This is a genomic window from Streptosporangium sp. NPDC023615 (genome assembly GCF_040640155.1).
Lineage (GTDB): Bacteria > Actinomycetota > Actinomycetes > Streptosporangiales > Streptosporangiaceae > Streptosporangium.
This window is the reverse complement of the sequence record NZ_JBFABE010000016.1, coordinates 98,305-109,802: the sequence shown is the minus strand read 5'-3', so window position 1 is coordinate 109,802 and position 11,498 is coordinate 98,305. Positions and strand designations below refer to the sequence as shown.

Genomic DNA, 11,498 nt, shown 5'->3' with positions numbered 1-11,498 from the left:
CGGCGCGGAGCGGATCTGTGTGATTACCTTCCGTCACCGATCGGTTACGTGTCACTCTGTGATCTGTCGGCTGCGTGCCGTCTGCGAGGAGGGTGACATGGGATGGGGGCCTGACGACCCGGAGACGACCGCGGGGCTGATACCCACTCCCCGCAGGCCCGCGCACGAGCACGACACGGACGGCGAGACGGGTCTGCTGCTCGCCGCGCACGGCGGCGACGTGCAGGCCGCCCACCTGCTCGGCCGGCACTTCGCGCAGCGGGGCGACCGTTCGGCGGCCCGGCACTGGTGGGAGCGAGCCGCCGCCGCGGGCAACCTCGACAGCGCCTACAACCTGGGCGTCTGGCACGAGAAGCACGGCAGCCCCGGCGACGCCGCGAGGTGGTACGAGCTGGCGGCGAAGGCCGGTGACGTCGAGGCCGCGGTGAACCTGGCGACGCTCCTGCTGGACCAGCACGGCGACGTCCCGGCCGCCCGCCGGTGGTTCGAGACGGCGGCCAGGGCCGGCGCCCGGGTCGCGGCCAGGCGGCTCGCGCTGCTCTGCGAGGACTGCGGCGAGGCCGAGACCGCCGGGGAGTGGCACCGCAGGGCGGCGATGGACGGCGATCTCGCCTCCGCCCACGACCTGGGGTTCCTCGCCTACGCCTCCGGTGAGGAGGACGAGACGCTGCGCTGGTGGGAGCTGGCCGCCCGGGGCGGTCACGCCGACGCGGCCTACCATCTCGGGTTGTTCCTGCAGGCCAACCGGGACCCGGAGGGGGCGGAGGCGTTCTTCCGGCTGGCCGCCAGGAACGAGCATCCCGGCGCCGCCTCCCGGCTCGGCGGGATCGCGCTGTCCGTCGGGGACCTGCGCACCGCCCGCGCCTGGTTCGAGCGCGCGGCCTGCACGGGCCGGATCGACGACCAGCGCACGGCCGGGTTCGTGTGCGTGGAGATGAGCGACGCGCGCGGGGCCAGCCACTGGTTCAGCCGGGCCGCCGCGGGCGGCGACCCCGAGGCGGCCTTCAATTTCGGTCTCCTCCTCATCGCCGAGCACAGCGACATCCAGGGCGGGCAGCACTGGTTCCGTCAGGCGGCACAGGCCGGTCACCACCGGGCCGCGGTGGAGCTGGCGGCGCTGCTGTCGGCCGCGGGTTTCGCCCGCGAGGCCGAGCGCTGGCTCCGCGATCCGCCGTCCCCCCTGTGGGACCGCGCCACCGAGCCCGAGCTGGTCGCCCGGGCCGAGCTGGCCGCCGCCGCCGTCGGCCGTCGGGGCGCCACCCCGCTGAGGGTCTCCGACCTGACCGAGATCCTCGGCACCTGGGATCTCGTCACCCGGCCGCTGCGCGACCACGCCGACGTCACGGCCTGGCTGACCGAGCGGAGCGGGCTGCCCCGGGCCGCGATCGAGCACCTGGCCTCCGTACGGGCCACGCTGCTGCGTCCGGGCGGGGCGCCCTGGCCGACCCCGGTGGAGATCGAGCACGTCCTGGTCACCGCCCGCGCCCTGCGCACCGCCCGGCCCGCCTGACCGGGAGGACCCGGGGCCGGAGGGCCGGGCGGGCCGGGCGGACGGGGGCCGGGGCGGCCGGCGACCGGACGGACGGGGCTCAGTCGGCGACGACCTCGGAGACCGGCACGTACGGCAGGCCGAGGGAGATGGCGACCTGCTCGTTGGTGAGCCGCCCGGCATGGGTGTTGAGGCCCGGAGCGAGGGAGGCGTCCTGCTGGAGCGCGGACCTCCAGCCGAGCCCGGCCAGCTTGACCGCGTAGGGCAGCGTGGCGTTGGTCAGCGCGTAGGTGGAGGTGTTGGGGACCGACCCCGGCATGTTGGCCACGCAGTAGAAGATCGAGTCGTGCACCCGGTAGGTCGGCTCGGCGTGCGTGGTCGGCCGGGAGTCCTCGAAGCAGCCGCCCTGGTCGATCGCGATGTCGACGAGCACGGAGCCCTTCCTCATCCGGGAGACCAGCTCGTTGGGGACCAGCGTCGGGGCCTTGGCGCCGGGGATCAGCACCGCGCCGATGACCAGGTCGGCCGCCAGGACCTCCCGCTCGATCGCGTACGAGGTCGAGACGAGGGTCTTCATCCGGCCCTGGTAGACGGCGTCGATGAAGCGCAGGCGGTCGACGTTGAGGTCCAGGACGGTGACGTCGGCCCCCATGCCCACCGCGATCTGGGCGGCGTTGAGCCCGGACACGCCGGCGCCGATGACGACCACCCTGGCGGGGGTCACGCCGGGCACGCCGCCGGGCAGCACGCCGCGCCCGCCGTTGAAGCGCATCAGGTTGTAGGCGCCGACCTGCGGGGCCAGCCGGCCGGCGACCTCCGACATCGGCGCCAGCAGCGGCAGGGTGTTGCCGACCTGGACGGTCTCGTACGCGATGGCTGTGACCTGCCGCTCCAGCAGGGCGGCGGCGCACTCGGGGCCGGCCGCGAGGTGCAGGTAGGTGAAGAGCACCTGGCCGGGGCGCATGCGGTGGTACTCCTCCGCGATGGGCTCCTTCACCTTGAGGATCATGTCGGCCTCGCCCCACACCTCGTCGGCGGAGTCGAGGATCTTGGCCCCGGCGCCGAGGTACTCCTCGTCGGACAGGTGCGAGCCGAGGCCCGCGTCACGCTGGACGTAGACCTCGTGGCCGTGACGGACGAGCTCGTGCACGCCGGCCGGCGTGGCCGCGACGCGGTACTCGTGGTTCTTGACCTCGGTGGGAACGCCGATCTTCATTGATCTTCCCTTTCCTGTCTTCGGCACGGTGGGACTCCGAGGGGCGTCAGGCGGTGCCCTCCGGCGGGTCCGACGCGATCGGCGGATCCGCCGGGGGACACCGGCCCCGCGTTCACAGGCGGCTCCACGCCTCCGTCAGCACCGAACGGAGGATGGACTCGATCTCGTCGAACTCCGCCGGGCCGCAGATGAGCGGCGGCGCGAGCTGGATGACCGGGTCGCCCCGGTCGTCGGCGCGGCAGTACAGCCCGGCCTCGTAGAGAGCGCCGGAGAGGAAGCCACGGATGAGGCGCTCGGACTCCTCGGCGCTGAAGGTCTCCTTGGTGGCCTTGTCCTTGACCAGCTCGACGCCCCAGAAGTAGCCCGAGCCGCGCACGTCGCCCACGATCGGCAGGTCGTGCAGGCGCTCCAGGGTGGAGCGGAAGACCGGCTCGTTGCGGGTGACGTGGCCGAGCAGGTCCTCCCGCTCGAACAGGTCGAGGTTGGCCAGCGCGACGGCCGAGGAGACCGGGTGACCGCCGAAGGTGTAGCCGTGGGCGAACATCTCGGTGCCGCTCTTGAACGGCTCGAACAGCCGGTCGGAGACGATCATGGCGCCGATCGGCGAGTAGCCGCTGGTCATGCCCTTGGCGCAGGTGATGATGTCGGGGACGTAGTCGAACTTCTGCCCGCCGAACATGGTGCCGAGCCGGCCGAAGGCGCAGATGACCTCGTCGGAGACGAGCAGCACGTCGTACTCGTCGCAGATCTCGCGCAGCCGCTTGAAGTAGCCGGGCGGCGGCGGGAAGCAGCCGCCGGCGTTCTGCACCGGCTCGACGAAGACGGCGGCCACGGTGTCCGGGCCCTCCATCTCGATGGCGCGGGCGACGCGCTCGGCGGCCCAGAAGCCGTACTGCTCGGGCGTCATGCCGGGCACGCCGGTGATCTCGTCGGCCCGGTAGTGGTTGGTGTTGGGCACCCGGACCGAGCCGGGGACCAGCGGCTCGAACATCTGCTTGAAGGCCGGGATGCCGGTGATCGACAGGGCGCCCTGCGGGGTGCCGTGGTAGGCGATCTGGCGGCTGATGACCTTGTGCTTGAGCGGCCTGCCGGTGATCTTGAAGTAGTGCTTGGCGAGCTTCCAGGCGCTCTCGACGGCCTCGCCGCCCCCGGTGGTGAAGAAGACCCGGTTGAGGTCGCCGGGGGTCTCGGCGGCCAGGCGCTGCGCCAGCTCGACGGCCTTGGGGTGGGCGTAGGACCACAGCGGGAAGAACGCCAGCTCCTGGGCCTGCTTGGCGGCGGCCTCGGCCAGCTCGCTGCGGCCGTGCCCGGCCTGCACCACGAAGAGCCCGGCGAGCCCGTCCAGGTAGCGCTTGCCGCGCACGTCGTAGATGGAGGAGCCCTCACCCCTGACGATCATCGGGACCTCGGCGCCCTCGTAGGAGCCGTGCCGGGTGAAGTGCATCCACAGGTTGTCCTGCGCGGCCTTCATGAGCGAGGCCACGTCGGTGTTCTCAGGGTGGGTCATCACGATCTTCCCTCGTTGAGCGGGCACCCCACAGTCTGCCTTCCAGAAAGGTTCTTGCCAAGTGAAAGCGTGGTAGTGGAGTGCAAGAACCCCGGAATCCGCAAAACCAACATGTAACAACGACGAAATCCGCGATCGTGCGGGGCGGCGCGCCGACCGTGACCGCCCCCGGTTCCATTTGGCGGAACCCCGGTGTGCTGAAATCATCCGCGGACACGGCCGCCGTGGCCGCTGTGGTGCAATGGGACGCACCAGATATCGAGATTCGGGGGAAAGTCGTGACTCCTGACGAGATCGAGAAGGCCGTCGCCGACGGCATGACGCAGGCGGTCGCGGACCTCAAGCGGCTCGTCGCCATCCCTTCGGTCGCCTTCCCCGGCCATCCGGAGGAGCCGGTCCACGCGGCCGCCGCGCTGACCGAGGAGTTGCTGCGGAGCGCCGGCCTGCCGAACGTCCGGCAGATCCCCGTCGAGGGCAGCTTCCCTGCCGTCTACGCCGAGGCCCCGGCCCCGCCCGGCGCGCCGACCGTGCTGCTGTACGCGCACTACGACGTGCAGCCCAGCGGCGACGTGGCGCTCTGGCGCACCCCGCCCTTCGAGCCGACCGAGATCGACGGCGCGATCCACGGCCGCGGCGCGGCCGACGACAAGTCGGGCGTCATCGCGCACGTCGCGGCGCTCCGCGCCTTCCAGGGCGACTTCCCGGTCGGCGTCAAGGTCATCATCGAGGGCCAGGAGGAGTACGCGGGCGAGCGCCTGGAGTCCTTCGTCGAGCGCAACCCCGAGCTGTTCCGCGCCGACGCGATCGTGGTCGCCGACAGCGGCAACCCCAAGGTGGGCGATCCGGCGGTGACGACGTCGCTGCGCGGCATGGGCGCCTTCACGATCGAGGTGCGCACCCTGGAGGAGTCGCTGCACAGCGGTTCGTTCGGCGGCGCCGCCCCGGACGCCCTGGCCGCGCTGATCCGGATGCTGGCCGCCCTGCACGACGACCACGGCGACATCCGGGTCCCGGGCCTGCCGCGCGGCAGCTTCCTGGGCGCCGGCCCGTCCGAGGAGGACTTCCGGGCCACCGCGGGCGTGCTGGACGGGGTCTCGCTGGTCGGCTCGGGCTCGCTGGCCGACCGGCTGTGGGCCTCGTACGCCATCACGGTCACCGGCCTGGACGTCCCGTCGGTCGGCGGTGCCATCAACGCGGTCCAGGCCGTCGCCAGGGCCCGGGTGACGGTCCGGGTGCCCCCGGCGGGCGACCCCAAGACGACCGTCGAGGCCGTGGTCGACTTCCTGCGGCAGGTCGCCCCCTGGGGCGTGCGGGTCGAGGTCGGCGAGTACACCATGGGCTCGGGCTACCTCGCCGACACCGGCGGCGCCGCCCGCTTCGCGCTGAACCGGGCCATGGAGCGCGCCTTCGGCCGCCCGCCGCGCGACGTGGGCGCCGGAGGGTCGATCCCGCTCGTCTCCACCCTGGTCCGGCAGTTCCCGGCCGCCACGATCCTGCTCTTCGGCGCCGAGGACGAGGACGCGGCGATCCACGCCCCGAACGAGCGGGTGAACCTCGCCGAGCTCCACCGGGTCGTCACCGCCGAGGCGCTGTTCCTGCACGAGTACGGCTCCGCGACCGCCTGAGGCCCGCCCCACCCCGCCCGGCCTCCGGCCCGTCCGGGACGGCCGGGCCCGGGGCGCGGCGGGGACTCAGCGGACGGGCAGGTCGTAGGCGCGGCGGACGCTGGTGGGGGCGGCGCTCAGGTCGGCGCCGTAGATGTGCAGCGAGATCGCGGTCTCGTCGCCGGTGTTGTGCACCCGGTGGATGTCCCCGGGCGGGGCGAAGCCGCTGACGTCCCCGGTCAGGTTGGCCGTCCGGCCGATCTCGGTCAGGTGGTCGCCGTGGTCGCGGTAGAGGGTCTCGTACTCCACACCCTGCAGGACCCCGAACACGCACCAGGCGATGTGGTCGTGGATCACCGTCTTCTGGCCGGGCCGCCAGACCACGGCCACGATCGAGAAGGTCTCCTCGGTGTGCAGGGTGTGCGCGATGTAGTGGTCGGGGTCGCCGAGACGCTCGGTCCCGGTGAGGATCTCCGGGGACGGCAGCCGTTCACGCAGCAGACCGGCCACGGCGAAGGCGGTGGTCCGGGAGTCGGCGGAGGGGGCGACGAGCGGCCGGACTCCTTCGACCAACTCGGCCAGGCCCGGGCGGGTGAGCGTCAACGTTGTCATGGGTCCAGCATGCTCCGGACGATCCATAACGTCTAATGTGCATTTTTCGTCTTATACATCGATAAAGTTAATACATGCTGGATATCGTGCGTCTCCGCGTCCTCGCGGCCGTGGCCCGGCACGGGTCGGTGACCGCCGCGGCCAGGGAGCTGCACTACTCCCAGCCCTCGGTCAGCCACCATCTCGCCAAGCTGGAGGCCGAGACCGGCGCCAAGCTGATCCAGCGGGCCGGGCGGGGCATCCGGCTGACCGAGGCGGGCCGCCTGCTGGCCGAGCGCGCCACCGAGATCATCGGGCGCATCGACTCCGCGTCCGCCGAGCTGTCGGCGCACGTGGGCCTGCGCGCCGGGAGGGTCAGGCTGGCCGCCTTCCCCTCGGCCCTGGGGACGTTCGTGCCCAGGGCCGCCGCCGTCCTCGCCGGGGAGCACCCCGGCCTGGAGCTCAGGCTGACCGAGACCGAGCCCCCCGACGCGCTGCGCATGCTCAGGGCGGGCTACGTGGACGTGGCCGTGATCTTCCGCTTCGACGGCACCGCCCCCGAGGAGGAGGGGATCCGCCTGCTGCATCTGCTGGACGACCCCAGCTACCTGGTCACCCCGGGCCCGGCCGGCGTCCAGGACCCCGCGGGCGGCCGGGACCCGGCGGATTCCGGGGGGACGGGGGGCGGCCCGCTCCCGGAGGCCGCCGGCGACCTGGCCTCCCATCGCGCCTCCCGGTGGATCGGGGGGTGCGAGCGGTGCCGCAGCCACCTGCTGGAGCTGTGCGCCAGGGCCGGCTTCGAGCCGGAGATCGCCTTCATGACCGACGACATCGTCGCGGTCCAGGCCCTGGTCGCCGCCGGGATCGGGGTGACCGCCCTGCCCGGCCTCGCCCTGCGGTCCCACCGGAATCCCGAGGTCACCGTGATCGAACTCCCCGGCTCGACCCGTCACGTCTACGCCGCCACCTACGGCGAGCCTCCCGACCCGCCCGCCACCGCCGCCCTGCTGACCGCCCTGGCGGCGGTGACACCTCCCTGACGAACCGGCGGGGGCCGGTCAGGAGAAGCGGTAGGTGGTGGAGGAGGTGAACTCCTCGCCGGGGCGCAGCACCACCGAGGGGAAGTCCGGCCGGTTGGGCGAGTCGGGGAAGTGCTGGGTCTCCAGGCACAGGCCCGCGTGCCTGCCGTAGGCGGTGGCGACGCCGTCCAGCATGTTGCCCGTGTAGAACTGCACGCCCGGCTCGGTGGTGGTGACGGTCATGACCAGCCCGCCGGTCGGCTCGCTGACCTCGATGACGGCGCCGCCGCCCCCGCCGTCGCCGCGCAGCACGTAGCAGTGGTCGTAGCCGTTGCCCAGCGCGGGGTCGTCGATCCGCTCGCCGATCCGGTGCGGCGAGGTGAAGTCGAAGGGGGTGCCGGCGACCGGGGCGAGCTCCCCGGTCGGGATGAGCGTGTCGTCCACCGGCAGGTAGTGGTCGGCGTCCATGCGGACCACGTGCCCCAGCACGTCGCCGCCCCCGGCGAGGTTGAAGTAGGAGTGGTTGGTCAGGTTCAGCACGGTCGGCGCGTCGGTGACCGCCCGGTAGTCCAGCCGGACGGCGTCCTCGTCCAGCGTGTAGGTGACCGAGGCGTCGAGCGTGCCGGGGTAGCCCTGCTCGCCGTCGGGGCTGACGTGGCGCAGGGTCACCGAGGTGCCGGAGACGTCGGTCACCTGCCAGACGCGCCTGTCGAAGCCGTCCGTGCCCCCGTGCAGGCTGTTGGGGCCGTTGTTGACCGGCAGCTCGTAGGACCGGCCGTCGAGGGTGAAGCGCCCGCCGGCGATGCGGTTGCCGTACCGGCCGACCACGGCGCCGAAGTAGCGGCTGCGCGTGAAGTAGTCGGCGAGGTCGGGGTAGCCGAGGACCACGTTCGTCCCGGAGACCTCCAGGGTCTGCAGGATCGCGCCGTAGTCGAGGATCGAGGCGCGCAGGCGCCCCTTCGACAGCACGTGCCGCTCGACCGGCTCGCCCGACGGGGTGGTTCCGACGTTCATTTCTGCGCCTCTCCGGTGGATTCGCGGACGACCAGGCTGGTCTCCAGGGTCGCCAGGGTGGGCGTGGCGCCGTCGCCGAAGGAGTGCAGCAGCAGGTCGACGGCCATCCGCCCGGCGGCGGCCGTGGGCATGGCCACGGTGGTCAGTTTGGGGCGGTTCAGCCGGCCGGACACGATGTCGTCGACGCCGACCACGCTGATCTCCCCGGGGACGCGTACGCCCCGTTCGTACAGTCCCTCGATGAGCCCGATGGCGACCAGGTCGTTGTAGGCGAGCACGCCGGTGACCCCGGAGGCGAGCACCTCGGCGGCGGCGGCGAGACCGCCCCGCTCGGTGGGCGCGTTCGGGCCGAGGATCACGACCTCGACGCCCTCGGCCGCGGCCGCGGCGGCGCACATCTCGCCGCTGGTCCACGACCCGGTGGGGCCGGACAGCAGCGCGATCCTGCGGTGGCCGAGCCCGGCCAGGTGCTCGATCGCGTGCCGGGCTCCCTGGCCGATGTCCATCAGTATCGTCGGCATGCCCTTCACCCGCCGGTTGACCACCACGAACGGCACGTCGGCGTGCAGGCGCTCTATGACCCGGTTGGAGAGGCGGGGACTGCAGAGCAGCACCCCGTCCACCTGCTTGGCGAGGGTCTGGATAAGCTCCTCCTCGACCTGAGGGTCCTCGTCGGTGTCGGCCACGAACACGTGGTAGTCACGCGCCCTGGCGTGCGCCTGGGCGGCTTTGATCAGCGGCGGGAAGAAGGGGTTGGAGATGTCGGCGACGATGAGGCCGATGTTGTGGGTCCTGCCGGTGGTGAGGGCGCGCGCCGCGCGGTTGGGGCGGTAGCCGAGATCCTCGGCGACGGCCAGCACGCGGTTGCGGGTCTCGGTGTTCACCAGGTGCGGCGCGGAGAAGGTGCGGGACACGGTCGAGACGTGCACTCCCGACGCCCGCGCCACATCCCTGATCGTCGCTGCCACCGCACTCCTCCATCACGGCCCATGTCCAGGCCCTGGAGAACATTAGTGCAAGCGGTTGTATCGCTGTCAACGTCCGAATCCTATGGCTTTCCGGCCGTGTCGCCGCCCCTCCCGACCCGCTGAAATTTACAAATATCGGAAAATCTTCAGATAAGGCCTCCTTTATCAAATTGGGCCCTTGACGTTGCCAGGAGATGTCCGCAATGTTTCATGCAACCGGTTGCAGCCCCTGAGCCGACCTGGAAGGAGTTGCCGGTCATGGCGATCACCACGGCGGAGGCGGATCGGCGGACGCGCCGTCGTCCGGGGCGCCCCGCCGGAACCCGGCCGGGCCGCGCCTCCGGTGCCCCCTACCTGCTGATCGCCCCCGCGGTGATCGCGATGCTGGGCTTCCTCGTCTATCCGATGGCCAGTGTCGTCTACTACAGCCTTCGGCACTACAACGTCACCAAACCCTGGGACAACGGCTTCGCCGGCCTGGACAACTTCCGCAGGCTCCTGTTCGAGGACCCCCTGTTCTGGCAGAGCCTGGGCTTCAGCGTCAAATGGGTCGGTGTCGAGGTCGCCCTGCAACTGGTTCTCGGCCTGGCCCTGGCGCTGATCGTCAACGAGAGCTTCGTCGGCCGCGGGCCGGCCCGCGCGGCCGTCTTCTCCCCGTGGGCGGTCTCCGGGGTGCTCACCACCGGCATCTGGATCCTGCTCTACAACCCGACGACCGGCCTGTCCCGCTACCTCGCCGACCTGGGACTCATGCGGTACGGGGCCGCGCCGCTGGCCGACCCCGACACGGTCTTCTGGGCGGCGGTCCTGGCCGAGCTCTGGCGGGGCGTGCCGTTCTTCGCGATCCTGCTCCTGGCCGACCTGCAGAGCGTCTCGCGGGAACTCTACGAGGCGGCCTCGGTGGACGGGGCCTCGCGCCTGCGCCGTTTCGCGCACATCACGCTCCCCCACCTCAAGGACGCGATCATCCTGTCCACGCTGCTGCGCTGCGTGTGGGAGTTCAACAACGTCGACCTGCTCTACACGCTGACCGGCGGCGGCCCCGCGCACGCCACCACCACGCTGCCGCTGTACGTGGCCGCCAAGGCCGTGCAGTCCCACGACTTCGGGTACGGCTCGGCGCTGACGACCGCCGCCTTCCTGATCCTGACCTTCTTCTCGATCGCCTACCTGCGGCTGAGCAAGTTCGGAGCGACGTCATGACACTCCAGACGGCCGAGCGTCCGCGCCTGGTGCCGCCCGTCGTCTCGCCCCGGTCCGGGCGGCGGGACGCGGGGCGGGGGCGCCGGTGGGAGATCTGGGTCCCCCTGGGGCTGTACCTGGTGTTCACGCTGGTGCCCTTCTACTGGATGCTGGTGTTCGCGTTCCGCCCCCGGGGGTCGACCTCGCTGCTGCCCTGGCCGATCACGTTCGAGAACTTCGCGACGGTCTGGAATGACATGAGCTTCGCGATCTTCTTCAAGAACAGCCTGATGGTCGGCGTCGCCTCGCTGGTGACGACCACGGTCGTCGCCCTGGCCGGCGGTTACGCCCTGGCCAGGTACGCGTTCCGCGGCCGGAGACTGTTCATGATCGCGATGCTCTGCACCCAGTTCATCCCGGGCGCGATGATGCTGATCCCGCTCTTCGAGATCTTCCGCACCCTCGGCCTGGTCAACTCGCTGTGGAGCCTGGTGATCGCCGAGTCCGTGTTCCAGCTCCCGCTCTCGCTCATCCTGATCAGCGGTTTCATCAGGAACGTCCCGGTGGAGCTGGAGCAGGCCGCCTGGGTGGACGGGTGCGGCCGGCTGCGTGGCTTCTTCGCGGTCGTGCTGCCGCTGCTGCGCCCGGCGCTGGTCGCGGTCGGCTCGTTCGCCTTCATCCACAGCTGGAACAACTTCCTGTTCGCGCTGATGTTCGTCAGCGACCAGGAGAAGTTCACGGTGCCCGTCGGCCTGGCGTACACGCTGGGCGAGTTCAGCGTGGACTTCGGCGCCCTGGCCGCGGGCGGCGTCGTCGCCGCCGTGCCCGTGGTGCTGGTCTTCGCGGTGATCCAGCGCTACCTGGTGCAGGGTCTGTCGGCGGGGGCGGTGAAGGGATGAGGCCCCCCG

General features: G+C 71.6%; 10 protein-coding genes. 5 read left to right on the top strand and 5 right to left on the bottom strand.

What is annotated here, in order from left to right; all coding sequences use genetic code 11:
- Positions 1–97 precede the first annotated feature (97 nt).
- Complete coding sequence (locus tag AB0G16_RS15160) at positions 98–1,510, top strand: tetratricopeptide repeat protein (protein WP_362804504.1); 1,413 nt, start codon at positions 98–100, stop codon at positions 1,508–1,510.
- Between the two features lie 79 nt (positions 1,511–1,589).
- On the opposite strand, the gene ald is transcribed toward AB0G16_RS15160, so the two are convergent.
- Positions 1,590–2,705: an alanine dehydrogenase gene (gene ald, locus AB0G16_RS15155; RefSeq protein WP_362804501.1), complete on the bottom strand. Its 1,116-nt coding sequence runs from the start codon at positions 2,703–2,705 to the stop codon at positions 1,590–1,592.
- Between the two features lie 112 nt (positions 2,706–2,817).
- Positions 2,818–4,212, bottom strand: coding sequence for an aspartate aminotransferase family protein (locus tag AB0G16_RS15150; protein WP_362804498.1), 1,395 nt, complete (start codon positions 4,210–4,212; stop codon positions 2,818–2,820).
- Between the two features lie 278 nt (positions 4,213–4,490).
- Between AB0G16_RS15150 and AB0G16_RS15145 the strand changes: the two genes are divergently transcribed.
- A complete protein-coding gene (locus AB0G16_RS15145; protein ID WP_362804495.1) occupies positions 4,491–5,837 on the top strand; it encodes a M20/M25/M40 family metallo-hydrolase in 1,347 nt (448 codons plus the stop codon).
- Between the two features lie 66 nt (positions 5,838–5,903).
- Here AB0G16_RS15145 and AB0G16_RS15140 read toward each other — a convergent pair whose 3' ends face one another.
- Positions 5,904–6,428 (bottom strand): cysteine dioxygenase family protein, encoded by a 525-nt coding sequence (locus AB0G16_RS15140; protein WP_362804492.1) that lies wholly within the window; start codon positions 6,426–6,428, stop codon positions 5,904–5,906.
- A 74-nt stretch (positions 6,429–6,502) separates the two neighbouring features.
- On the opposite strand from AB0G16_RS15140, the gene AB0G16_RS15135 reads away from it, so the two are divergent.
- A complete protein-coding gene (locus AB0G16_RS15135; RefSeq protein WP_362804489.1) occupies positions 6,503–7,447 on the top strand; it encodes a LysR family transcriptional regulator in 945 nt (314 codons plus the stop codon).
- Positions 7,448–7,465: 18 nt separating this feature from the next.
- Here AB0G16_RS15135 and AB0G16_RS15130 read toward each other — a convergent pair whose 3' ends face one another.
- Together AB0G16_RS15130 and AB0G16_RS15125 are read right to left on the bottom strand one after the other, a co-directional pair.
- Complete coding sequence (locus tag AB0G16_RS15130; protein ID WP_362804486.1) at positions 7,466–8,440, bottom strand: aldose epimerase family protein; 975 nt, start codon at positions 8,438–8,440, stop codon at positions 7,466–7,468.
- Positions 8,437–9,408 carry a LacI family DNA-binding transcriptional regulator gene (locus AB0G16_RS15125; protein ID WP_362804484.1) on the bottom strand — a complete coding sequence of 324 codons (972 nt, stop codon included), beginning with the start codon at positions 9,406–9,408 and terminating at the stop codon, positions 8,437–8,439. Before AB0G16_RS15125 ends, AB0G16_RS15130 begins: the two co-directional genes overlap by 4 nt.
- 258 nt (positions 9,409–9,666) lie before the next feature.
- Between AB0G16_RS15125 and AB0G16_RS15120 the strand changes: the two genes are divergently transcribed.
- Positions 9,667–10,611, top strand: a complete 945-nt coding sequence (locus AB0G16_RS15120; RefSeq protein WP_362804481.1) for a sugar ABC transporter permease — start codon at positions 9,667–9,669, stop codon at positions 10,609–10,611.
- Entirely contained in the window at positions 10,608–11,489 is an 882-nt protein-coding gene (locus AB0G16_RS15115) for a carbohydrate ABC transporter permease (protein WP_362804478.1), read from the top strand. Before AB0G16_RS15120 ends, AB0G16_RS15115 begins: the two co-directional genes overlap by 4 nt.
- Positions 11,490–11,498 lie beyond the last annotated feature (9 nt).